This window comes from Streptomyces sp. MH60, from assembly GCF_002939385.1.
Lineage (GTDB): Bacteria > Actinomycetota > Actinomycetes > Streptomycetales > Streptomycetaceae > Streptomyces.
The window spans coordinates 97151-121689 of sequence record NZ_MULI01000015.1 but is presented as its reverse complement, the minus strand read 5'-3'; the positions used below and the strand labels follow the sequence as shown (position 1 = coordinate 121689).

The window sequence follows — 24539 nt, the reverse complement described above, 5'->3', positions numbered from 1 at the left end:
GACGTCCTCGCTGCCGCCCTGGGCGCCGCCTACGCCGCGACGGCCGCCCGCCCCTACGTCCACGCCGCGCTCAACCCCTCACCCCCGCTCACCCAACGCGCCGTGGGCGGCGGCATCCGGGCCACGGTCCCGCTCCAGGCCGCGCTCGCCGCCCGCTCCGGCGCGGGGGCCGTGTCCCTCCTGGTCGCGGCCCTCGCACCGGCCGGCCGGCTGTTCGCGAGGAGGTCCGCCATGAGGAAGGTGAGCATCACATGAGCCGGAACCCGAACCACGGGCCGACGCAGGCGCCGAACCCGGGAGCGGACGACGCCGGAGCCGGGGCCGGGGGGCTCACGCGGCCGCTCCGCTTCGGCTACGGCACCAACGGCCTCGCCGACCTCCGCCTCGACGACGCCCTCGCCCTCCTCGCCGACCTCGGCTACGACGGCGTCGGCCTGACCCTCGACCACATGCACCTCGACCCGCTCGCCGACGACCTCGCCGCCCGCACCCGCCGGGTCGCCCGGCGGCTGGACGCGCTCGGTCTGGGCGTCACCGTGGAGACCGGCGCCCGCTACGTGCTCGACCCGCGCCGCAAGCACGGCCCCTCCCTGCTCGACCCCGACCCGGAGGACCGCGCCCGCCGCGCCGGCCTCCTGGTGCGCGCCGTCCGGGTCGCCGCCGACCTCGGCGCCCACGCCGTGCACTGCTTCAGCGGCGTGATGCCGGCGGGCACGGACGAGGACACGGCGTGGAAGCGGCTGGCCGAGGCCCTCGCCCCGGTCCTGGACGCCGCCGCCACCGCGGGCGTCCCCCTCGCGGTGGAGCCCGAACCCGGGCACCTGCTCGCCACCCTCGCCGACTTCCACACCCTGCGCCGCACCCTCGGCGACCCCGGACACCTCGGGCTCACCCTGGACATCGGCCACTGCCAGTGCCTCGAACCGCTCCCGCCCGCCGACTGCGTGCGCGCCGCCGCCCCCTGGCTGCGCCACGTGCAGATCGAGGACATGCGCCGCGGTGTCCACGAACACCTCCCCCTCGGTGACGGCGAGATCGACTTCCCGCCCGTCCTGGAGGCCCTCGCCGCCACCGGCTACCAGGGCCTGACCGTCGTCGAACTGCCCCGCCACTCCCACGCGGGCCCCCACTTCGCCGAACGCTCCCTCCCGTTCCTGCGCCGGGCCGCACCGGCGCCGGGCCGCACCAACCGCTCGGGCGAGCCCTCCGCCACCCACTGAAGGGAGCCACACCATGACGCAGCCACACGCCACCCACGTCACCCCCCGCACCCAGGACGCGGAAGGCACTCCCGGCGGTCAGGACCCCCAGGGCACCACCCCCGCCCACGTCCCGCCCGCCGACCTGCGCGCCGCCCTCTCCGCCCGACTCGGCGGAGCCGCCCGCGCCTGGCTGGACCAGGCCCTCGACGAGGCCGCCGCCCACCCCGGCACCCACGGCCCCATCTCGGTGTGGGAACTGCGCCTCGCCGAGGCCGGCCGCCGCTGCGGGCCCGCCCACGCCGACGCCGCACGCGTCCTCGTCCTGCACGCCGCCCGCGCCGACACCGACGCCCTGACCCGGGTCTACAGCCAGGGCACCGCCGACGAACGCCGTGCCGTCCTGCACGCCCTGCCCCACCTGGTGCCGGGACCGGACGCCCTCCCACTCGTCGAGGACGCCCTGCGCACCAACGACACCCGGCTCGTCGCCGCCGCCCTCGGCCCGTACGCCGCCCGGCACCTCGACGCGCACCAGTGGCGGCACGCCGTACTGAAGTGCCTGTTCACGGGCGTCCCCGTGGACAGCGTGGCGGACCTCGCCCGCCGGGCCCGCGGCGACGACGAACTCGCCCGGATGCTCGCCGACTACGCCGCCGAACGCACCGCCGCGGACCGCGCAGTCCCCGAAGACCTGCACCGCGTCCTGGCCCTGACCGAGTCCGGACGCCCCGCGCCCGGCACGGCCGACCCCCACGGCAAGGAGTCCTGATGCGCATCTTCGACCCCCACATCCACATGACCTCCCGGACCACCGACGACTACGAGGCCATGTACGCGGCAGGTGTCCGCGCCCTCGTCGAACCCTCCTTCTGGCTCGGCCAGCCCCGCACCTCTCCCGCCTCCTTCCGCGACTACTTCGACGCCCTGCTCGGCTGGGAACCCTTCCGCGCCGCCCAGTACGGCATCGCCCACCACTGCACGATCGCCCTCAACCCCAAGGAGGCCAACGACCCCCGGTGCCTGCCCGTCCTCGACGAGCTGCCCCGCTATCTCGTCAAGGACCGGGTGGTGGCCGTCGGCGAGATCGGCTACGACTCGATGACCCCCGCCGAGGACACCGCCCTGGCCACCCAGCTCCAGCTCGCCGCCGACCACGGGCTGCCCGCCCTGGTCCACACCCCGCACCGCGACAAGCTCGCCGGTCTGCGCCGCACCCTGGACGCGGTCCGGGAGTCCGCACTGCCGACGGAACGGGTCCTCGTCGACCATCTCAACGAGACCACCGTCAAGGAGGCCAAGGACAGCGGCGCCTGGCTCGGCTTCTCCGTCTATCCGGACACCAAGATGGACGAGGCCCGGATGGTCGCCCTGCTGCGCGAGTACGGCCCCGAACAGGTGCTGGTGAACTCCGCCGCCGACTGGGGCAGGAGCGACCCGCTCAAGACCCGCAAGGTCGGCGACCTGATGCTCGCCGAGGGCTTCACCGAGGACGACGTGGACCGGGTGCTGTGGCGCAACCCCGTCGCCTTCTACGGGCTCAGCGGACGGCTGGAACTCGACGTGACCTCCGGCGAGGCCACCCACGAGGGCAACTCCATCCTGCGCGGCGGGGAGTGAGCCATGCGCTTCCGGCACCCCGACGGCTCCACCGTCCACCTCGCCTACTGCACCAACGTCCACCCCGCCGAGACCCTGGACGGCGTCCTCGCCCAGCTCCGCGACCACTGCGAGCCGGTCCGCAGACGCCTGGGCCGCGACCGCCTCGGCATCGGGCTCTGGCTCGCCCGCGACGCCGCCCACGCGCTGGTCACCGACCCCGCCGCCCTGCGCGGCCTGCGCACCGAACTCGACCGGCGCGGCCTGGAGGTCGTCACCCTCAACGGCTTTCCCTATGAGGGCTTCGGCGCCGAGGAGGTCAAGTACCGCGTCTACAAGCCGGACTGGGCCGACCCCGAACGCCTCGAACACACCACCTCCCTGGCCCGGCTGCTCGCCGGACTGCTGCCCGACGACGTCACGGACGGCACCATCTCCACCCTGCCGCTCGCCTGGCGCACCGCCTACGACGACACCCGGGCCGACAAGGCCCGCGCCGCCCTCGTCACCCTCGCCGAACGCCTCGACGCGCTCCAGGAGCTGACCGGCCGCTCCATCCGCGTCGGCCTGGAACCGGAACCCGGCTGCGTCGTCGAGACCACCCACGACGCCCTCGCCCCGCTGACCGCGATCGCCCACGACCGCATCGGCGTCTGCGTCGACACCTGCCACCTCGCCACCTCCTTCGAAGACCCGCACACCGCCCTGGACGCCCTCACGGCCGCCCGGGTGCCCGTCGTCAAGTCCCAGCTGTCCGCCGCACTGCACGCCGAACACCCCGCCGACCCCGCGGTCCGCGAAGCCCTCGCCGCCTTCGCCGAGCCGCGCTTCCTGCACCAGACCCGCACCACCACCCCGTCCGGCGGCCTGCACGGCACCGACGACCTCGACGAGGCCCTCGCGGACGGCGGCCCGCTGCCCGACACCGCGCCCTGGCGCGCCCACTTCCACGTCCCCCTGCACGCGGCCCCCGCCGCGCCCCTCACCTCCACCCTTCCGGTACTCGAGGCCGCGCTGACCCGGCTCGTCGGCGGCCCGCACCCGCTCACCCGGCACCTGGAGGTCGAGACCTACACCTGGCAGGCCCTCCCGCCCGAGCTGCGGCCCCGTGCCCGCGCCCAGCTCACCGACGGCATCGCCGCCGAGCTGACCCTCGCCCGCGACCTGTTGACGGACCTCGGCCTGAAGGAGCTGCCATGACCCGACCCGCCCCCTCCGACGGACCCACCCCCCTCCTCGTCTTGGACGTCGTCGGTCTCACCCCCCGTCTCCTCGACCACATGCCCCACCTCAAGCAGCTCGGCCAGTCCGGCTCCCGGGCCCCGCTCGGCACCGTCCTGCCCGCCGTCACCTGCGCCGCCCAGTCCACCTTCCTGACCGGCACCATGCCCTCCGAGCACGGCATCGTCGGCAACGGCTGGTACTTCCGCGAACTCGGCGACGTCCTGCTGTGGCGCCAGCACAACGGACTCGTCGCCGGCGACCGACTCTGGGACGCCGCCCGCCGCGCCCACCCCGGCTACACCGTCGCCAACATCTGCTGGTGGTACGCCATGGGCGCCGACACCGACTTCACCGTCACCCCCCGTCCCGTCTACTACGCCGACGGCCGCAAGGAACCCGACTGCTACACCAGGCCCCCGGCCCTGCACGACGAACTCACCGACAAGCTCGGCACCTTCCCGCTCTTCCACTTCTGGGGCCCCGGCGCGGACCTGGTCTCCAGCCAGTGGATCATCGACGCCACCCGGCACATCATGGCCACCCGGCACCCCGACCTGACCCTCTGCTACCTCCCTCACCTCGACTACGACCTGCAGCGCTTCGGCCCCGACGACCCGCGCTCCCTGAAGGCCGCCGCCGACCTCGACGCGGCGCTGGCCCCGCTGCTCGACGACGCCCGCGCCGAGGGCCGCACCGTCGTCGCGCTGTCCGAGTACGGCATCACCCCCGTCAGCCGGCCCGTGGACATCAACCGCGCCCTGCGCCGCGCCGGACTGCTCGAGGTGCACACCCAGGACGGCATGGAATACCTCGACCCGATGGCCTCCCGCGCCTTCGCGGTCGCCGACCACCAGATCGCCCACGTGTACGTCCGCCGCCCCGAGGATCTCGACGCGACCCGTGCCGCCCTGGAAGGGCTGCCCGGCATCGAGCAACTCCTCGACGACGAGGGCAAGAAGGCCCAGCACCTCGACCACCCGCGCGCCGGCGAGCTGGTCGCCGTGGCGGAGCCGGACGCCTGGTTCACGTACTACTACTGGCTCGACGACGACCGCGCGCCCGACTTCGCGCAGCTCGTCGAGATCCACCGCAAACCCGGCTACGACCCGGTCGAGCTGTTCATGGACCCGCTCGACCCCTACGTCAAGGTCAAGGCGGCCGGCGCCCTGGCCCGCAAGAAGCTCGGCATGCGCTACCGCATGGCGGTCGTGCCCCTGGACCCCTCACCTATTCGAGGCAGCCACGGCCGCCTCCCCGCGAGCGACGACGACGGTCCGCTCCTCATCTGCTCCACCCCCCGCGCTGTCGGAGACCGCGTCGCGGCCACCGACGTGAAACAACTCCTGCTCCGGCTGGCCGGACTCGGCTGACGCACCACCCGGTACGCCCTCCGACATCCGACTACCGAGAGTGAAACACACGGCACTGACAACGGCCCGCCCGAGCCGCATCGGCGCAGGCCACGACCCCAGAAGGCAGGCACCCGTGACCCCGTTCACCGACCCCTCCCGCACCGACGCCGGCCCGGCCGCCGACGCCCCGGACGAGAGCCTGCGCCGCGCCCTCGGCGTGAACCGGCGCCGTTTCCTCAGCACCTGCACCGCCGTGGCCGCCGGAGCCGTCGCGGCCCCCGTCTTCGGGGCCTCCCCGGCCCTCGCCCACGACCGGGGCAGAGACCACGACCACGGACACGGTCACGGGCAGGTCCTCGTCCCGGCGGACAAGCGCGGCATCATCCTCTACACCGTCCGTGACGCCACCGCCCGCGACCCCCTCGCCTCCGACCTGCCCTCCGGCTTCCGCGAGGTGTTCAAGCAGCTGTCCCGCCACGGCTACCGCCAGGTGGAGTTCGCCGGCTACAACCAGCACGCCAACGCCCCGGGCGGCGCCAGCCTGGAATCCGTCCAGGGCGCCCGGCTGCTGCGCTCCTGGCTCGACGACTACGGTCTGCGCGCCCAGGGCAACCACGGCTTCATCCCGTCCTCCTGGCCGCTGACCACGGCGGACAAGGACACCTTCAAGAAGCACCTGGAGATCGCCAACATCCTCGGCATGGACCACATGGGCACCGGCGGCGACCCCACCGGCAGCTCCTACCGCGCCGACTGGGACGTGGCCGCCGACAAGTGGAACGCCCTCGGCGCGATCGCCCACCGCGAGGGCATCAAGCTCTACACCCACAACCACGACAGCGCCTACGGCTTCCTGCTCGACGGGGGCCCGCTGGACGACCAGGGCCGGCCGACCCGCAGTTCGGGCATCCGGAAGCTGGAGTACTTCCTCAAGGTCACCGACCCGAGGGTCGTGTGGCTGGAGATGGACATCTTCTGGGCGCACGTCGCCCAGTACAAGTTCCAGGAGTACACCGCCCACGACGGCTCCACCCGGAAGAACGTCTTCGACCCCGCCGGGCTGGTGGTCCGCAACAACCGGCGCTACCCGCTCTTCCACGCCAAGGACGGCGTCGTCAGCACGACCAACGGCATGGGCTACGACATGGTGCCCTTCGGAACCGGGGTCATCGACTACACGACGTTCTTCTCCCGGGTCGGACAGCGGAACTACCACAACCCGATGATCGAGGACGACAACTCCCCGAGCGCGACCGATCCCTCGCAGTCACTGCGGGAGGCCAAGATCAGCTACGACAACCTGGCCGCCCTGCGCAAGCGGCGTCACTGACCGGGGCACGGACCGGGCGGAGGAAGGTTCGCCGGTTCACCCCTCTCCGAGCGGCTGGGGGTTGGGTGTGACGCGCTTGTCCTTCGAGCGTCCGGGCGGGTGCAGGAACAGCGCCACGAACCCGGCGAAGATCGAGATGCTGCCCGCCAGGCTGAAGGCGCCGTTGTAGCCCCAGACGCCGACGACCACGGAACCCATGCCCGCGCCGAGACCGGAGACGAGCTTGGAGCTGTAGACCATCCCGTAGTTGGTGGCGTTGTTGTTCTCACCGAAGTAGTCCGCCGTCAGCGCCGCGAACATCGGGAAGATGGCACCGCCGCCGAAACCGGAGATGGCCGAGAAGAGCAGGAACAACGGCAGGTTCTCGATCGAGGCCGACCAGATGATGCCGAACTGGGCGAGGCCCAGGATCGCGCACACGTAGAGCAGGCACTGCTTGCGGCCGTAGAGGTCGGAGAGCCAGCCGATGACCCCGCGCCCGGTGCCGTTGACGATCGCCTTCAGCGACATGGCGGCGGCCACGATCCCGGCCGCGAAGCCCGCCTCCTCGCCGATGTCGACCTGGAAGGCGATGCCGAAGATGTTCACGCCGGAGGTGCAGGCGAGACAGAACCACATCAGCGCCACCCGGCCGGTCTTCCACGCCTCCATCGGGGAGTACTGCTTGACGGCCGGGGGGTTCTTCTCCAGCGAACGCCGGGCCCGCGGGTCGGCCGGCGGGTTCAGCGGGTCGATGGCGGCCGGCCACCAGTTCTTCGGCGGGTCCCGGAAGTAGAAGCCGGCGATCGCCACCATCGCCGCGAGGAAGACACCCGCGGAGATGAGCACCCAGCGGAAGTTGGAGGTGTCCATGTAGCCGTGGAAGATGAAGACGAACGGCACCGAGCCGTAGGCGAAGCCGCCGTTGACGAAGCCGGTCTTCCCGCCCCTGCGCTCCGGGTACCACTTGCCGACCATGTTGACGCAGGTCGCGTACACCATGCCCGCGCCCATGCCGCTGAACACGCCGAACCCGATGAAGGCGAGCGAGACGTGCGGCGCGAACGCCAGCGACAGATAGCCCAGCAGCGTGCCGACCGATCCCAGCATCATCGCCCAGCGCGCCGGCAGTCTGCCGCTCTCCCGCAGCCGCCCCGCCGGGAACGCGACCGCGGCCTGGCAGAACACCCAGGCGGTCATCATCCAGTAGATGCTGCCGCTGGACCAGTGGTGGGCCTCGTGCAGTGTGTCCTCCGCGGACGCGAACGCGTACTCGGCGGAGGAGATGCCCATCATGCCGATCCAGGGCAGGATCACCATCCACTTGCGCTTGCGTCCCATGATGTCGATGTCGGACTCGCCCACGCGGTAGACGCGTCCGTTCCTGTCGGTCACCTCCCGGTAGGCGGCGACCCGTGTGACATCGGTGGTTGTCATGTCGTTTGCACCCCTAGCGTCGAAAGATCTGGCCAGCGCCCCCTGTCCCATGCCTTCCGTGCGCGCGCGGGTCCCGGACCGGCCGACGCGCACCCGTCGGCCGGCCCTCGCCGTCTCACGTCATGAACCGCCCCCCAAAAACCCCGCGGCACGGGCCCACCGGTACTTGGCGCCCAGGACGGCCACCGGCTTCTCGGTCGTGTACGGGTACGCCACGACCCCGCGCTCGAAGAGGTACTGGCACGCCTCCTCCACCTCCACGTCGCCCGCGAGGGAGGCCACCACCGGCTTCTCGATGCCGCGTTCGCGGAACTCGGCCACCACGCGCGCGGTGAGTTCGGCGAACACCATGGGCGGCGTGACGATGGTGTGCCAGTAGCCGAGGACGAGCGCGTGGATGCGCGGGTCCTCCAGGCCCAGCCGGATCGTCGCCTCGTACGTCGACGGCGGCTCGCCCCCGGTGATGTCCACCGGGTTGCCCGCCGCTCCGAACGGCGGGATGAAGGCGCGGAACGCCGTGTCCAGGTCGGGCGGTATCTCCATGAGCGACAGCCCGTTGTCCGTCACCGCGTCGGAGAGCAGCACACCGCTGCCGCCGGCGCCGGTGATGATGACCACGTTGTCGCCCCGGGGAGCGGGCAGCACCGGCAACGCGCGCGCGTACTCCAGCATCTCGTTCAGCCCCGGCGCCCGGATGACACCGGCCTGCTTCAGCACGTCGTCGTACACGGCGTCGTCCCCGGCGAGCGCCCCGGTGTGCGATCCGGCCGCCTTGGCGCCCGCCGCCGTACGGCCCGCCTTGAGCACCACGACCGGCTTCCTCGGCACGGTCGCCCGCGCGGCTTCGACGAAGGCGCGGCCGTCCTTGAGGTCCTCCAGGTGCATCGCGATGCACTCGGTGTGCGGGTCCTCGCCGAACCAGGTCAGCAGGTCGTCCTCGTCCAGGTCCGACTTGTTGCCGAGGCCCACGATCGCCGACACGCCGGTCTTCGTGGTCCGCGCGAAGCCCAGGATGGCCATCCCGATGCCGCCGGACTGCGAGGTCAGCGCGACACCGCCCTTGACGTCGTACGGCGTGCAGAACGTGGCGCACAGGTCCTGCCAGGTCGAGTAGTAGCCGTAGATGTTCGGGCCGAGCAGCCGGACGCCATGCCGTTCGGCGATCGCCACGATCTCGTCCTGGAGCGCCTGCTCACCGGTCTCGGCGAAGCCGGAGGGGATGAGCACGGCGTTGGGGATCCGCTTGCGCCCCACCTCCTCCAGGGCCGCCGCCACGAACCGCGCGGGGATCGCGAAGACCGCCACATCCACCTCACCGGGAACGTCGGTGACACTCTTGTACGCCTTGCGGCCCAAGATGTCATCGGCCTTGGGGTTCACCGGGTGGATCTCGCCCGCGAAACCGCCGTCGACGAGGTTGCGCATCACCGAGTTGCCGATCTTCCCCGGCTCGCCCGACGCGCCGATCACCGCGACCGAAGAGGGCTGCATCAGGCGGCGCATCGAGGTGAGGATCTCCTCGCGCGTGTACCGGCGCCGCTCCTTCGGCGTGTCGGTCGCGAGGATCACCCGGATGTCGGCGGCGACCGCGCCCTCGGGCGTGGCGATCACCGGGTTGAGGTCCACCTCGGCGATCTCCGGGAAGTCGGCGACCAGTTCGGAGACCCGGCGGATCTGCTCCGCCACCGCCCACCGGTCCACCCCGGGCTGCCCGCGCACCCCGCGCAGCACCTCGGCCGCCCGGATCGAGTCCAGCATGGACAGCGCCTCGTCGGCGTCCACGGGAGCGAGCCGGAAGGTGACGTCCTTCAGCACCTCGACCAGCACCCCGCCGAGCCCGAACGCCACCACCTTCCCGAACGTGGGGTCGGTGACCGCTCCGACGATGACCTCCTGCCCCTGCGGCAGCAGCTCCTGGATCTGCACGCCCTCGATCCGTGCGGAGGCGTCGTACGCGCGCGCGTTGTCGACGATCCGGCAGAAGGCCGACCGCACGTCCGCCGCGCCCTCCACGCCGACGACCACACCACCGGCGTCGGTCTTGTGCAGGATGTCCGGCGAGACGATCTTCATCACCACCGGCCCGCCGAACCGCGCCGCGCACGCCACCGCCTCGTCGACGTCCCGCGCCAGCTCCTCACCCGGTACGGCGATCCCGTAGGCGTCGGCGAGCACCTTGCCCTCGGGAGCGGTGAGCGCGGTGCGCCCCTCGGCCCGTACGGCGTCCAGGAGCCCGCGCACCCGCGCCAGGCGGTCCTCGGCCATCACGTCAGATCACCCCGCTCGACTTGAGCAGCCGCAGTTCCTCGTCGCCGAGGCCCAGCTCGCCGACGTAGACCTCTTCGTTGTGCTCGCCCAGCAGCGGCGAACTGGTCACCTTCACCGGGGAGTCCGAGAGCTTGAGCGGGCTGCCCACGGTCACGAACTCGCCCCGCTCGGGGTGCGGGACGGTGACGACCATCTCGTTGGCGACCAGGGAGCGGTCCTCGATGATCTCCTTCGTGGACAGGATCGGCCCGCACGGGATGTTGTGGGCGTTCAGCCGCTCCAGCACCTCCCACTTGGGCAGGGTGGACGACCACTCCTCGATCAGCTGGAACATCTTGTTCAGCTTCGGCAGCCGCGCCCGCGGGGTGGCCCACTCGGGATCGTCGGCCAGCTCGGGCCGGCCGATCAGCTCACTGAGCGGCTGCCAGCCGACCGGCTGGACGATGACGTACACGTAGTCGTTGGGGCCGCCCGGCGCGCACTTGACGGCCCACCCGGGCTGCCCGCCGCCGGACGCGTTGCCGGACCTGGGAACCTCGTCGCCGAAGTCCTCGTTGGGATATTCGGCGAGTGGACCATGGCTCAGGCGCTGCTGGTCGCGCAGCTTCACCCGGCAGAGGTTGAGCACCGCGTGCTGCATGGCCACGTTCACCCGCTGACCGCGTCCGGTGTGCTCCCGCTGGTAGAGGGCGGCGAGGATGCCCGCCACGACGTGGACGCCCGTGCCCGAGTCCCCGATCTGGGCCCCCGTCGCCAGCGGCGGCCCGTCCTCGAAACCGGTGGTGGACATCGATCCGCCCATGGCCTGCGCGACGACCTCGTACGCCTTGAACGCGGTGTACGGGCCCTCGCCGAACCCCTTGATGGAGGCGTAGACGATCCGTGGATTGATCTCCTTGATGCGGTCCCAGGTGAAGCCCATCCGGTCCACCGCGCCCGGCCCGAAGTTCTCGACCATGACGTCCGAGCGCCGGATCAGCTCGGTGAGGATCTCCTTGCCGCGTTCCGTCTTGGTGTTGAGGGTGATGCTCCGCTTGTTGCAGTTGAGCATCGTGAAGTAGAGGGAGTCGACGTCCGGCAGGTCGCGCAGCTGCCCGCGCGTGATGTCGCCGCTCGGCGCCTCCAGCTTCACGACGTCGGCGCCGAGCCAGGCGAGCAGCTGGGTCGCCGAGGGCCCGGACTGCACATGCGTCATGTCCAGGACGCGGATGCCCTCAAGGGCCTTCGCTGACGTTCCCGTCGTGCCAGTCATGGGGGTCACCTCACTTGTACATCGTCTGGTTCATGGTTCCGGGGGCGTACGCGTCCGGGTCCACCCAGACGTTGATCAGGGACGGCTTGCCGGACTCGCGGGCCCGGCGCAGCGCGGGGCCGATGTCGGCGGGGTCGCGGACCTCCTCGCCGTGGCCGCCCAGCATCCGGGCGAACTGGTCATAGGGCACGTCGCCGAGCGTGTTGCCGACCCGCTCGCGCTCCTTGCCGTACTTGACGGCCTGGCCGTAACGGATCTGGTTCATCGAGGAGTTGTTGCCGACGATGCCGACGAAGGGGAGGTCGTAGCGCACCAGGGTCTCGAAGTCCCAGCCGGTGAGCGAGAAGGCGCCGTCGCCGAAGAGGGCGACGACCTCCTTGTCGGGCCGCGCCTGCTTGGCGGCCAGCACGAAGGGGACCCCGACGCCGAGCGTGCCGAGCGGTCCCGGGTCCATCCAGTGGCCGGGTGACTTGGGCTGCACGACCTGCCCGGAGAAGGTGACGATGTCGCCGCCGTCACCGATGTAGACGGAGTCCTCGGTGAGGAAGTCGTTGATCTCGCTGACCAACCGGTAGGGATGGATGGGGGAGGCGTCCGACCTGAGCTGCGGCAGCCGCTTCTCCAGCGCCGTCTGCTCGGCCGCGCGCAGCTCGTCCAGCCACTCCTTGCGCTTGGACGCCCCGCCGTTGAGCCGCCCGGACGCGGCCTCGGTCACCGACTTCAGCACCAGTCCCGCGTCGCCGACGATGCCGAGGTCGATGTCGCGGTTCTTGCCGACGGTGCGGTAGTCGAGGTCGATCTGCACGACGGTCGCGTCCGGGGAGAGCCGCTTGCCGTAGCCCATCCGGAAGTCGAAGGGGGTGCCGACGATCACGATCACGTCGGCGTTGGAGAAGGCGTAGCGGCGGGAGAGCTGGAAGTGGTGCGGGTCGCCCGGAGGCAGGGTGCCGCGGCCGGCGCCGTTCATGTACGCCGGGACGTTCAGCGTGCGGACCAGCTCGGCGGCGGCCTCGGTCGCGCGGGTCGTCCACACCTGGCTGCCCAGCAGGACGGCCGGCTTCTCGGCGTGCACCAGCAGGTCGGCGAGCTTCTCGACGGCCTCCGGGTCCCCGGCCGACCGGGTGGAGGCGCGGTACGCCCCGGCCCGCGGCACCCGCGCCCTCTCCGTCGGCACCTTGGCGTCCAGCACGTCGCGCGGGATCTCCAGGAAGGACGGCCCCGGCGCGCCCTGGTAGCACTCGCGGAACGCCATCGACACCATGTCGGCGGCGCGCGCGGTGTCCGGCACGGTGGCCGCGAACTTGGTGATCGGCGTCATCATGTCGACGTGCGGCAGGTCCTGGAGGGACCCCATCTTGTGCTGGGTGTGCGCGCCCTGGCCGCCGATCAGCAGCATGGGCGACTCGGCACGGAAGGCGTTGGCTACCCCGGTGACGGCGTCGGTCGTGCCCGGTCCCGCGGTGACCACCGCGCAGCCGGGCCTGCCGGTGATGCGGGCGTAGCCGTCGGCGGCATGCGCGGCGACCTGCTCGTGGCGTACGTCGACCACCTCGATGCCCTCGTCGACGCAGCCGTCGTAGATGTCGATGATGTGGCCGCCGCACAGCGTGTAGATGCGGTCGACCCCCTCGGCCTTGAGTGCCTTGGCAACGAGGTGGCCGCCGGAGATGACGTCCTGGGTGTCGTCGGGCATGGCGAAGTCCTGTCCCTTCACGAGGGGTTGGGGCGCTCTCGCGGTACATTGCATACAGTCGACGAATACTGTATGAAGCTTGTTATCCCGCATCCGGTGGGTGGTGTCCAGGGGGCGTGCGGCACTTTCAGTCAGGAGCCGAGATGGACCTGTACGAACACCAGGCAAGGGAACTCTTCGAGGAACACGGGATCGTGGTGCCGAGGGCCGAGGTCACCGACTCGCCCGAACGGGCCCGCGAGATCGCCCGCGCGCTCGGCGGACGCGCGGTCGTCAAGGCGCAGGTGAAGACCGGCGGGCGCGGCAAGGCGGGCGGCGTGCGGCTGGCCGCCGACCCCGGCGAGGCCGAGGAGGCGGCGCGGCACATCCTCGGCATGGATATCAAGGGGCACCGGGTCGACACCGTCATGCTCGCCGAACCCTGCGCCATCGAGCGGGAGTTCTACGTCTCCTACGTCCTCGACCGGGCGTCCGGGGGCTTCCTCGCCATCGCCTCCGCGGAAGGCGGCACGGAGATCGAGGAGGTCGCCGCCCGGCGGCCCGAGGCCGTGGCCCGCATCCCCGTCGACCCCGCCACGGGCGTGCACACGGCCACCGCGGTGCGCATCGCCGACGCCGCGGGACTGCCCCCGCAGACCGTCGACACCCTGGTGCGGCTGTGGAAGGTACTGGTCCGCGAGGACGCCCTCCTGGTCGAGGTCAACCCGCTGGTCAGAACGGCCGAGGGCCGGATCGTCGCGCTCGACGGCAAGGTCACCCTCGACGACAACGCCCGGTTCCGGCAGTCCCGCTGGGGCGACGAGCGGCCGGCGGCCACCGACTCCCTGGAGGCGCGGGCCGGTGCCAAGGGCCTCAACTACGTCAAGCTCGACGGCCAGGTCGGCGTCATCGGCAACGGCGCAGGACTGGTCATGTCGACGCTCGACGTGGTCGCCGGCTGCGGCGCCCGCCCCGCCAACTTCCTCGACATCGGCGGCGGTGCCTCCGCCCGGGTCATGGCCGACGGGCTGTCGGTCATCCTCTCCGACCCCGACGTGAAGTCCGTCCTCGTCAACGTCTTCGGCGGCATCACCGCCTGCGACGCGGTCGCCGACGGCATCGTCCGGGCCCTGGACGAGGTCCGGCTCACCAAGCCGCTCGTCGTACGCCTCGACGGCAACAACGCCGCCCGCGGCCGGGCCCTGCTCGACGCACGCGCGCATCCCTTGGTCGAACAGGCCACCACCATGGACGGCGCGGCCCGCCGTGCCGCCCGACTCGCCACCGCGGCGCCCACCGCCGGATAAGGAGACAGGACGACATGGCGATCTACCTCACCAAGGAGAGCAAGGTCCTCGTCCAGGGCATGACCGGCGCCGAGGGCATGAAGCACACCCGCCGCATGCTGGCCGCGGGCACCGACGTCGTCGGCGGCGTCAACCCGCGCAAGGCGGGCCGCACCGTCGACTTCGACGAGCGTGCCGTCCCGGTCTTCGGCTCGGTCCGCGAGGGCGTCGAGCACACGGGCGCCGACGTCACCGTCGTCTTCGTGCCGCCCGCCTTCGCCAAGGCCGCGGTCGTGGAAGCAGCCGACGCCGGAATCGGCCTCGCGGTCGTCATCACCGAGGGCATCCCCGTGCACGACTCCGTCGCCTTCACCGCCCACGCCCGCGCCAGGGGCACCCGCGTCATCGGCCCCAACTGCCCCGGCCTGATCACCCCCGGCCAGTCCAACGCGGGCATCATCCCGCCCGACATCACCAAGCCCGGCCGCATCGGCCTGGTCTCCAAGTCGGGCACGCTCACCTACCAACTCATGTACGAACTGCGCGACATCGGCTTCTCCACCTGCGTCGGCATCGGCGGCGACCCGGTCGTCGGCACCAGCCACATCGACTGCCTCACCGCCTTCCAGGACGACCCCGACACCGAACTGATCGTCCTCATCGGCGAGATCGGCGGCGACGCGGAAGAGCGCGCGGCCGCCCACATCCGCGAGCACGTCACCAAACCCGTCGTCGGCTACATCGCCGGCTTCACCGCGCCCGAGGGCAGGACCATGGGCCACGCCGGCGCGATCGTGTCGGGCTCCTCGGGCACGGCACGGGCGAAGAAGGAGGCGCTGGAGGCAGCCGGCGTACGGGTCGGGAGCACACCGACGGAGACGGCACGGCACGTGCTCGCCGTACTCGACGCAGCGGCCCGCGACGGAGCCCGCGCATGACGGCGGCCGGCGCGCAGGACACCGGAGCCCTCACCCTCAAGTCCGGCACCGCCTGGGCCGACGCCTGGCGGCGCTGCCGCGCCGTCGCGCCCGAGGCGTTCCGCGACGACCGCGTCCTCAACCTCTGGGACGCCGGCTGGCGCGCGGACGGCCGGGTTCTGCCGGCCACCAGCCCGGTCGACGGCACCCCGATCGCGGGACCGCCCCGGATCGACGCCGCCACCGCCCAGCACGCCGTACGCGCCTCGCTCGACCAGCACCGGGCCTGGCGCCACGTCCCCCTGCCCGAACGCCGCGCCCGCGTCGCGGCCACCCTGGACGCCCTCGCCCGGCACCGCGAACTGCTCGCGCTGCTGCTGGTCTGGGAGATCGGCAAACCCTGGCGGTCCGCCCAGGCCGACGTCGACCGCGCCGTCGACGGCGTGCGCTGGTACGTCGACGGCATCGACGGCATGCTCGACGGGCGCGCCCCGCTGGACGGCCCGGTCTCCAACATCGCGAGCTGGAACTACCCGATGAGCGTGCTGGTTCACGCCTTGCTGGTGCAGGCACTGGCGGGCAACGCGGTCATCGCCAAGACCCCGACGGACGGCGGCGTCGCCTGCCTGACCCTGGCCTGCGCGCTCGCCGCCCGCGAGGGACTTCCCGTCACCCTCGTCAGCGGCAGCGGCGGCGAGCTGTCCCAGGCGCTGGTGCGCGCGCCCGAGATCGGCTGCGTCTCCTTCGTCGGCGGCCGGGACGCGGGCGCCGCCGTCGCCACCGCCGTCACCGACCTCGGCAAGCGGCACATCCTCGAACAGGAGGGACTCAACACCTGGGGCATCTGGAACTTCACGGACTGGGACGCACTCACGCGGCTGATCCCGAAACTCTTCGACTACGGCAAGCAACGCTGCACCGCCTACCCCCGGTTCGTCGTCCAGCGACAGCTGTTCGACGCGTTCCTCGCGGCGTACCTCCCGGCCGTGCGCACCCTGCGCGTCGGCCACCCGCTCGCCGTCGCCGCGCCGGACGCCCCGTACCCGGCACTGGACTTCGGCCCGGTCATCAACGCGGCCAAGGCCAAGGAGCTCCACGACCAGGTCGCCGAGGCCGTCGACCGCGGAGCCGTCCCGCTGCACCGCGGGAGCACGGCCGACACCCGCTTCCTGCCCGGCCAGGACACCTCGGCCTACGTCCAGCCGGTCACCCTGCTCAACCCGCCCCGGTCCTCGCCACTGCACCACGCGGAACCCTTCGGCCCGGTCGACACCATCGTCCTGGTCGACACCGAGGCCGAGCTGCTCGCCGCGATGAACGCCTCCAACGGCGCGCTGGTGGCCACCCTGTCGACAGACGACCCGGCGACGTACGGCCGGCTCGCGCCGCAGATCCGCGCGTTCAAGGTCGGCCACGGCGTACCGCGCTCCCGCGGGGACCGCGACGAGTTGTTCGGCGGGCACGGGGGGTCCTGGCGCGGCGCCTTCGTGGGCGGCGAACTGCTGGTGCGCGCCGTGACGCGCGGCCCGGCGGGGGAGCGGCTGCCGGGGAACTTCCCGGACCACCACCTCATGCCGTAGACGGGCCGGGACGGCGAACCGGCCGGTGGGCGTCGCGGGCCGGTGGGCGTCCCGGGCCGGTCAGCCGATGCCCTGCCGGTCCGGCCGCAGGGCGAAAGCCCGGTCCGCCGGGGTCGGCGCGGTCCGCTCGACGGCCTGCCGCAGCAGCTCGCGGTGGCGCAGCAGCGGCGCGCGCCGCTCCGGCGGCACGAGCCGCAGCAGGTCGTCGAGACCGGCCATCAGGCGCCGCGTGACCTGCGGCGCCCCGGTGGCGCAGGCACGGACTTCGGCGAACCCCAGGTCCACCAGCTCGGCCCAGCCGGGCACCGGCTGCACCAGCCGGACCACGCCGCGCCGGTCCCGGTGCGGCACGGCGTCCAGCGGCCGCCGGGACAGCGTGGCCAGGATCTGCACCACCCGGTCCAGTGCCTGCACGGCGGTCGTCGGATCGTTCACCGCGGGGGACAGGGCGCGCAGCCCGATGTCGGACAGCTGGCGCAGCCCGAACGCCAGGTCCTGGTGGAAGGTGCGCTCCACCCCCACGGACAGGGCGTACCGCAGCGCCCGGTGCGGCGGAGCCGCCCCGCCGTGCACCGCCAGGACCGGGGTGCCCGGCACCAGGAAGTCACCGATCCGCGGGACCAGCCGCAGCACCACCCCCTGCCCCCGGGCCACCCGCACCAACCGGGCGACGTGCACGTCCCGCAGCACACCGCCCCGCCCGTCGTGGGCGACCCACGCCGTCACGGGCCCGAGCCCGTGCGCCCCGCCGCCCTCCGCCGGCACGGGCATCAGCGCCGCCACCCGCAAGGACTCGGCGGCGATACGGGCGATCACATGGCTGACCCGCATCAGCCGCAGGGTGGCGTTCACGTACAGCACGAAGAGCAACAGGCTCAGCGCGACCATGACCAGGGTGAGCACCGACTGCACCAGCGGGACGGAGGTGGCGGTACGCGGGTCGGCGTTGCTGTCGTAGCTGGTCAGGACGAGCAGCGTCAGCACGAAGGTGGCGAGGAAGACGGCGAAGGTCGCCTTGGTGATCCGGCTGCGGACGAAGAGCCGCACCACCCGCGGGGTGAACTGCCCGCTCGCCATCTGCACCGCGACCAGCGAGATGCTGAACACCACACCGATGAAGGTCATCATCGCCGAGCCGACCGCCGACACCACCGCCTTCGCGTCGTCCGCGAACCGCAGCAGATCGGCGAGCGTGTCGTAGTCGCCGTCGTCCTGCAACGAACGGACGAGCGCCGCGTCGAGCTCCTGGGCCACCAGCCAGACCACGAGGACACCCGCCATCGCCGCCGTGGGCGCGAACCAGAACGTGTCCCGCAGATGCTCCCTGAGCGGCGACAACGCCCGCGGCCGACGACGCGGGAGCGGCCCCTGCGTAACCATCCAGTCACTCATGGTGTGACCCTAGGCGCAGCGGAGCCACCGGTCCCGGAACGCCGCTCAGGGGAAGGAAACGCAGGTGAAAGGCACCGCGAAACCTTGGTATGGTTGTCCATGTCGCCGCGGGGAGCACCCCCGCCCAGCGACAGACACCTGGTCCGGGTGGCGGAATGGCAGACGCGCTAGCTTGAGGTGCTAGTGCCCTTTATCGGGCGTGGGGGTTCAAGTCCCCCCTCGGACACCAGCTGAGACCCCACTTCCCGTGGGGTTTTCTGCGTTCCAGGGCTCAAGTGGTGCCGCCGCGATCTCGGCGCTGCACAGCACAACACCCTCGGCCCATGCCGACCTTCACGATCTTCGACGACTGGTTCGCGTTCGCAATTAGGTCATGTACCCCTCAAGTTGCGGCAAATCGCTGGCAAAGGGTGCTGGTAGGAGCCGGTGCGGCGTCCGACCGCCCGGTGATGTCGCGAATGCCAAGTCGTTTCATGTTCCAACAACATTCAACTCCTCCCTCCTCCTGGGCGGAGTGATCAATCCCTAGGGTCCTTGAGGCATTGAAGGAAGGGACCCATGGAAGAACTCCTCGCAATCCGGGCTCGCGGCCTCACGAAGAGCTTCGGTGACGTCACCGCGCTCGATGACACAGACCTCGATGTGGCGCAGGGCCGGATCCACGGTCTCGTCGGTCCGAACGGCGCCGGGAAGACGACGCTGCTCGGCCTCCTGCTGGGACTCGCGGTGGCCGACAGCGGACACCTGGAGATCCTGGGCGCACCGGTCGGGCGGGCGCTCGACGCTCCCGACGGTGTCGCCGGCTTCGTGGACGGTCCCGCTCTCTACCCCTCGCTCACCCCACGGCAGAACCTCGCCGCGCTGGCCGCTCTCCGCGGCCCCGACGCGCCTGTGGCGGGGATCGACGACGTGCTTGCGGAGGTCGGCCTCACCGATGTCGCCGACGACCGTACGCGCGGCTTCTCCCTCGGCATGCGCCAGCGGCTCGGACTCGCCGCCGCCCTGCTGACCAAGCCCCGGCTGCTCGTGCTCGACGAACCGGCCAACGGCCTCGACCCGGCGGGCAAGAAGCACGTGCACGGCGTCCTGAACAGGCTCGCGGCACAGGGAACCGCCGTCGTGCTCTCCAGCCACCACATGGATGACCTTGCGGCGCTCTGCTCCGAGGTGACCATCCTCGCCGTCGGCCGCGTCGTCTTCACCGGCCCGCTGAGCAAGCTGGCCACCGAGAACCGCGAACTCGACTACCGGCTGGTCACACCCGACCCGCAGACCGCCCGCCGGCTGGCCGATGAAGCGCCGGGGGTCCAGGTCGTCGACGCCGAGGGGGTACGCCAGGACGCCGAACCGCTCGTCGTACGCGCCCTTCTGCCCGCCCTCGACGCGCTCGTGGTGCGGCTCGTGGAGAAGGGCGTCGCGCTGCGCGAACTCACTCCCGTGGTGTCGCCGCTCGAAGCCGCGTTCCTCGCCCTCACCGAACAGCAGGAGGACGGCCGATGACCGCCCCCGTCACCCCGAGACCGGAAGCGACACACGAGCAGGAGCAGGAGCACGAACCGGAGCAGGGGCGGGGAGAGCGGCACGGACACGAGCAGGTGACCGGGGGCCGTCGTGTACCCGTCACCCGGGCCGGCCGGTTCGAGCTGGTCAAGCTCCTCTCCCACTGGCGGATCCGCCTGCTGCTCCTCGCCTGCTGGATCGCTCCCGCCCTCTTCGTCGCCGGCGTGAGCCAACAGAGCACGCTTCCCGTCGACACCCTCTTCGGACGCTGGATGCTCGCCTCCGGGTGGGCCGGGCCGCTGGTGATCCTCGGATTCTCGGGAGTCTGGGCGCTTCCGTTGCTGACGTCGGTCGTGGCCGGTGATGTGTTCGCCTCCGAGGACCGGCTCGGCACGTGGCGCCACCTGCTCGTGGCCGTCCGCTCGCCTCGGCGGATCTTCGTGGCGAAGGCGGCGGCCAGTGTCACCGTCCTGCTTCTGCTCGTGGCCGGACTCGCCGTCTCCAGCACCGTCGGCGGCCTCCTGGTCGTCGGCGACCAGCCACTGGTCGGTCTCGACGGTCATCTCCTGGCGTCGTCGGACGCCGCCGTCGGGGTGCTGCTCTCCTGGGTCTCGGTCCTCGCTCCGACCCTGGCGCTCGCCGCACTCGGCCTTCTCGGCTCGGTCACGCTGGGAAGGTCCCCGATGGGGCTGCTGGTGCCCGTGCTCGTCTCGCTCGCCATGGCGATCGCGCAGATGCTGCCGCTCCCGGTCGCCGTGCGGGTCGCCCTGCCGAGCTACGCCCTCATCGCCTGGAACGGTCTGTTCACCAGCCCGCGGCAGCTCGGTCCGCTGCTCATCGGAGTCGTTGTCAGCCTGGTGTGGGCCGCGGTGGCGACGGCGCTGGCGTACGCGCTCTTCGTCCGGCGGGACTTCACCAACCCGACCCACGACGGCTCGGGCCGCCGCGCGATCACGGTCGGAGTGCTGCCGCTCGCCGGAGTGGCCGCGATGTCGTTCGCGGTCGTCGCCGCGACGACCTCGGCGACCGGCTCCGGGATCGAGCAGGACAAGGTGCAGCGCTCGCTCGCCACGGCGTTCGCGCACCTGTACCGCGTGCAGACCGACCAACTCCATCGGCCCGCCGTCACCGAGGCCCAGTTGAAGGCCACGGCGACGTGCCACAAGGGAAGCACCAAGGTCGCGGCCGAGGGCCCGGGCAACGACTGGCGCTGCGTCGTCAGCTGGCACCTTCCCGGCGTCGAGGCCACGGGGCAGGCCGTCTACCAACTCGACGTCACACCTGACGGGCGGTACATGGCCGATGGCGACGGACCGAAGGAAGTGAACGGCTACTTCCTGGTGCGGACCCCCGAAGGGGACGTACCGAACCCGCTGTGGCAGTTCGACGGCAACGTCGAGCTGCTCGACACCACCTCGAAGGGATAACCGAAAATGCAGGTAGCTCGTCGCCGCAAGCTCGCGGAGGAAGCCCGTTTCAGGCTCCTCGGCAGACGACTCGGCCGTCGGATACCGCTGTTGACCGCGGGCACCACCGCGATCGCCCTCGTGGCCGCCGGCACGGCGCTCGCGCAGACCCACCAGTTCGGCACGGACCAGGTCGGCCAGGTCACCGAGGACGGCCGGGTCGTCTCCAGCAACCAGTACCTCGACCCGTACGGCGACCGCCTGGTCATCAATGAGGGCAAGATCATGTCGTCCTCGGTCAGCCCGGACGGCACGCACATGGCCGCATCGGTCACCGACGGTGGCGCGGCCCTGGCCATCGTGGACCTGAAGAACTTCAAGACGCAGCAGCTCGTCGGCAGCGCCGCGTCGTCCAACCCCCGCATGGGCAGCAACAACGTGGGCCAGGAAGGCCCGACGTACTCGCCCGACGGCAAGCAGCTGTGGCTGGGCCAGCCGGACGGCTACACGGTGTTCACGGTGAACGAGGACGGCAGCGTCTCCAGCCCGCGGACCGTCGCCATCCCCGCGCAGGGTTCCAAGAAGGCCCTGGTGGGCGAGGCCGTGTTCTCGGCCGACGGCAAGACCGTGTACTCCGCGGTCAACGGCCAGAACCGGGTCGTCTCCATCGACGCGGCGACCGGAACCGTCCAGCGGAGCTGGGCCGTGGGCAACGCCCCGCGCGACCTGATCGTCGTCGGTGGCAAGCTCTACGTCAGCAACGAGGGCGGCCGGCCGGCGAAGCCCGGCGAGCCCACGATCAACTCGTACGGCACGCAGGTGCTCGCCGACCAGAAGACCGCCGCCACCACCAGCGGCACGGTCAGCGTCATCGACCTGGCGGACCAGGACGCCCCGGTCGCCGGCATCGAGGTCGGTCTGCACCCGACCGCGCTCTACGCCAAGGACGGGGCGCTGTTCGTCACGAACACCGCGACCAACGACGTGTCGGTCATCGACACGGCGAAGGACGAGGTCGTCCAGACCATCGCCACCCGGCCGTGGGCGCAGGCCTCCGTGGGGTACGAGCCCGACGCGGTGACCCTCACCGACGACGGCCACCTGCTGGTGACCCTCGGCCGGGCCAACGCGGTCGCCGTCTACAAGTACACCTCCGCCCAGGAGCCGGTGAGCTACGTCGGCCTGCTCCCGACGGACTACTTCCCCTCGGAGATCACCACCGTCGGCGACCAGGTGTACGTCTCCAACCCCCGTGGCATCGACGCCCGCCGCAAGGAAAGCGGCCACGGCACCCACGACACGACGTCGAGCGTGCAGCGGTTCACCCTGCCCGACGACAGCTTGATCAGGTCGTACACCCGCAAGGTCTTCAAGCAGAACGGCTGGAACGGCCAGGCCCTGAAGAAGGCCAAGGGCAAGCCGGCCAAGCCGGTGCCGGTCCCGGCCAGGCTCGGCGACCCCTCGACGATCAAGCACGTCTTCCTGATCGTCAAGGAGAACCGCACCTACGACCAGGTCTTCGGCGACCTGCCCCAGGGCAACGGCGACGCCTCGCTGGCGCAGTACGGCGAGAACGTCACGCCGAACCAGCACGCGCTGGCCCGGCAGTTCGGCCTGTACGACAACACGTACGACATCGGCACGAACTCCGCCGAGGGTCACAACTGGCTGATGCAGGCCGACAACCCCGAGTACACCGAGTCCTCCGCCGGTGAGTACACCCGCAGTTACGACACCGAGGACGACGCCCTCGGCCACCAGCGGACCGGATTCATCTGGACCGGCGCGCAGGACGTGGGCAAGTCGGTGCGCAACTTCGGTGAGTTCCAGCAGTTCCTGGCCAAGCCGGCGGGCGCCAGCTGGCAGAACCTGTACTGCGACAGCAAGAACATGGCGGCCACCGGTGAGGACACCGCCTACCCGCTGAACTCGACCTCGCCGATCCCGTCGCTCAACGACGTGTCGGTGCACGGCTTCCCGAAGTTCGACACCAGCGTCCCGGACGTCTACCGCGCCGAGATCTGGAAGCGGGACTTCGAGAAGCACGGTCCGGCGAACCTGAACATGTTCTGGCTCTCCAGTGACCACACCGGCGGTCCGGTCAGCGGCTCCGCGCAGGTCGCGGACAACGACCTCGCCGTCGGCACGATGGTCGACGAGATCTCGCACAGCAAGTACTGGAAGGACTCGGCGATCTTCGTCGTCGAGGACGACTCCCAGGCCGGCCTCGACCACGTCGACGGCCACCGCGCCCCGGTCCAGATCATCAGCCCCTGGGCCAAGCACGGCACGGTGGACAGCCACTACTACTCGCAGATCAACATGATGCGGACCATCGAGCAGATCCTCGGGATCCAGCCGATGAACCAGAAGGACACCGCGGCCACCCCGATGTCCGCGGCGTTCACCCGCAAGCCGGACTTCACGCCGTTCAAGGCGCTGCCCAACCGGGTCTCGCTGACCGACGGGGTGAAGACGGCGCCGTCGTGCGGTCTGGACAACCCCGCGACGCAGAGCCCGAAGGCGGCGATCGTGCCGTCGGCCTCGGTGCCGACAGGCATGGAGAACCTCGCCGCCACGTGGGGCCAGTGGAAGTCGAAGCAGCGACTGACCGGTCCCCACGCCGTGCCGGACTACGCTCCGCCGGCGCAGATGAACCACTTGGCCTGGTACGAGCGGTACAACTGGGGGAAGCCGTACCCGGGCGAGAAGAAGATCTACGCTCCCCAGGACGTGCCGGGCGCGTTCATCCCGTCGGCGGAGAACGACGGCTGACCCGGCTCGACCACCCGACGCCCGACAGGCAGTACGGCCGGTTGCACAGCCGGTGCCGGACCCGGAGCGGACAGCCCCGGGCCCGGCACCGGCGCGAGCCGCGAAACTCCGTGGCCCGGTCCCCGGGCCACTGCCTAGACTCACCGAGCAGACGCCGCCCGCGGACGGGCGGCGCGTCCATGACCAGTGAGGGGAGTCCGGCCATGCGTGACCGCGCCGCTGCCGCCGCTCCCCGTTCCCGGTCCCGTCGGTCCGTGGTGATCCTGGTGTCCTCGGCCCTCCGGTGCCCGCTGCGCGGCCGGTACCGGACACCCGTGACGTACGTCTGATCCCCGCCCCCCCGCCCACCGGGGGCGTGCGTCGTCGTGCGC

Annotated in this window: 17 protein-coding genes, 1 tRNA gene and 1 pseudogene; 14 read left to right on the top strand and 5 right to left on the bottom strand. The window is 71.5% G+C overall.

Translation table 11 applies throughout. The annotated features are described in order from the left end of the window. From BZZ08_RS13180 to BZZ08_RS13150, 7 genes and pseudogenes are all read left to right on the top strand, one after another. A pseudogene (locus BZZ08_RS13180) lies at positions 1–255 on the top strand (SCO3242 family prenyltransferase); the annotation flags it as partial. Continuing rightward, positions 252–1220, top strand: a complete 969-nt coding sequence (locus tag BZZ08_RS13175) for a sugar phosphate isomerase/epimerase family protein (protein WP_104632376.1) — start codon at positions 252–254, stop codon at positions 1218–1220. The pseudogene BZZ08_RS13180 and the gene BZZ08_RS13175, both read left to right, overlap by 4 nt. A 13-nt stretch (positions 1221–1233) precedes the next feature. Next, a complete protein-coding gene (locus BZZ08_RS13170; protein ID WP_104632375.1) occupies positions 1234–1971 on the top strand; it encodes an EboA domain-containing protein in 738 nt (245 codons plus the stop codon). Then, positions 1971–2819: a TatD family hydrolase gene (locus BZZ08_RS13165; RefSeq protein ID WP_104632374.1), complete on the top strand. Its 849-nt coding sequence runs from the start codon at positions 1971–1973 to the stop codon at positions 2817–2819. Before BZZ08_RS13170 ends, BZZ08_RS13165 begins: the two co-directional genes overlap by 1 nt. Positions 2820–2822: 3 nt before the next feature. Then, positions 2823–3998, top strand: a complete 1176-nt coding sequence (gene eboE / locus BZZ08_RS13160) for a metabolite traffic protein EboE (RefSeq protein WP_104632373.1) — start codon at positions 2823–2825, stop codon at positions 3996–3998. After that, the gene (locus BZZ08_RS13155; RefSeq protein ID WP_104632372.1) at positions 3995–5392 is read left to right on the top strand and encodes a nucleotide pyrophosphatase/phosphodiesterase family protein; all 1398 of its coding nucleotides are present in this window, start codon (positions 3995–3997) and stop codon (positions 5390–5392) included. The genes eboE and BZZ08_RS13155 overlap by 4 nt, the downstream gene beginning before the upstream one ends. 115 nt (positions 5393–5507) lie before the next feature. Next, positions 5508–6704: a sugar phosphate isomerase/epimerase family protein gene (locus BZZ08_RS13150; RefSeq protein WP_104632371.1), complete on the top strand. Its 1197-nt coding sequence runs from the start codon at positions 5508–5510 to the stop codon at positions 6702–6704. A gap of 36 nt (positions 6705–6740) precedes the next feature. On the opposite strand, the gene BZZ08_RS13145 is transcribed toward BZZ08_RS13150, so the two are convergent. The 4 genes from BZZ08_RS13145 to BZZ08_RS13130 form a co-directional block, all read right to left on the bottom strand. Then, positions 6741–8120: an OFA family MFS transporter gene (locus BZZ08_RS13145; protein WP_198601448.1), complete on the bottom strand. Its 1380-nt coding sequence runs from the start codon at positions 8118–8120 to the stop codon at positions 6741–6743. A gap of 120 nt (positions 8121–8240) precedes the next feature. Next, on the bottom strand, positions 8241–10385 hold the full coding sequence (locus BZZ08_RS13140) for an acetate--CoA ligase family protein (RefSeq protein ID WP_104632385.1): 2145 nt from the start codon (positions 10383–10385) through the stop codon (positions 8241–8243). Between the two features lie 4 nt (positions 10386–10389). Beyond that, a complete protein-coding gene (gene frc / locus BZZ08_RS13135; RefSeq protein WP_104632369.1) occupies positions 10390–11640 on the bottom strand; it encodes a formyl-CoA transferase in 1251 nt (416 codons plus the stop codon). A gap of 10 nt (positions 11641–11650) precedes the next feature. Continuing rightward, positions 11651–13333, bottom strand: a complete 1683-nt coding sequence (locus tag BZZ08_RS13130; RefSeq protein ID WP_104632368.1) for a thiamine pyrophosphate-binding protein — start codon at positions 13331–13333, stop codon at positions 11651–11653. Between the two features lie 143 nt (positions 13334–13476). Between BZZ08_RS13130 and sucC the strand changes: the two genes are divergently transcribed. The 3 genes from sucC to BZZ08_RS13115 are packed head-to-tail and all read left to right on the top strand — an operon-like array spanning position 13477 to position 17095. Then, positions 13477–14619: an ADP-forming succinate--CoA ligase subunit beta gene (gene sucC, locus BZZ08_RS13125; RefSeq protein WP_104632367.1), complete on the top strand. Its 1143-nt coding sequence runs from the start codon at positions 13477–13479 to the stop codon at positions 14617–14619. A 14-nt stretch (positions 14620–14633) separates the two neighbouring features. Next, positions 14634–15536 carry a succinate--CoA ligase subunit alpha gene (sucD, locus tag BZZ08_RS13120; protein WP_104632366.1) on the top strand — a complete coding sequence of 301 codons (903 nt, stop codon included), beginning with the start codon at positions 14634–14636 and terminating at the stop codon, positions 15534–15536. Further along, positions 15533–17095 carry an aldehyde dehydrogenase family protein gene (locus tag BZZ08_RS13115; RefSeq protein WP_104632365.1) on the top strand — a complete coding sequence of 521 codons (1563 nt, stop codon included), beginning with the start codon at positions 15533–15535 and terminating at the stop codon, positions 17093–17095. The genes sucD and BZZ08_RS13115 overlap by 4 nt, the downstream gene beginning before the upstream one ends. A 60-nt stretch (positions 17096–17155) precedes the next feature. On the opposite strand, the gene BZZ08_RS13110 is transcribed toward BZZ08_RS13115, so the two are convergent. Then, on the bottom strand, positions 17156–18487 hold the full coding sequence (locus BZZ08_RS13110) for a DUF2254 domain-containing protein (protein WP_104632364.1): 1332 nt from the start codon (positions 18485–18487) through the stop codon (positions 17156–17158). Positions 18488–18628: 141 nt separating this feature from the next. Between BZZ08_RS13110 and BZZ08_RS13105 the strand changes: the two genes are divergently transcribed. From BZZ08_RS13105 to BZZ08_RS13090, 4 genes are all read left to right on the top strand, one after another. Further along, positions 18629–18716, top strand: a tRNA-Leu gene (locus BZZ08_RS13105). 329 nt (positions 18717–19045) lie between these two features. Continuing rightward, complete coding sequence (locus BZZ08_RS13100; RefSeq protein WP_104632363.1) at positions 19046–19987, top strand: ABC transporter ATP-binding protein; 942 nt, start codon at positions 19046–19048, stop codon at positions 19985–19987. Continuing rightward, positions 19984–21414 carry an ABC transporter permease gene (locus BZZ08_RS13095; RefSeq protein ID WP_241965458.1) on the top strand — a complete coding sequence of 477 codons (1431 nt, stop codon included), beginning with the start codon at positions 19984–19986 and terminating at the stop codon, positions 21412–21414. Before BZZ08_RS13100 ends, BZZ08_RS13095 begins: the two co-directional genes overlap by 4 nt. Before the next feature lie 6 nt (positions 21415–21420). Further along, positions 21421–24168, top strand: coding sequence for an alkaline phosphatase family protein (locus BZZ08_RS13090; RefSeq protein WP_104632362.1), 2748 nt, complete (start codon positions 21421–21423; stop codon positions 24166–24168). Positions 24169–24539: the final 371 nt, after the last annotated feature.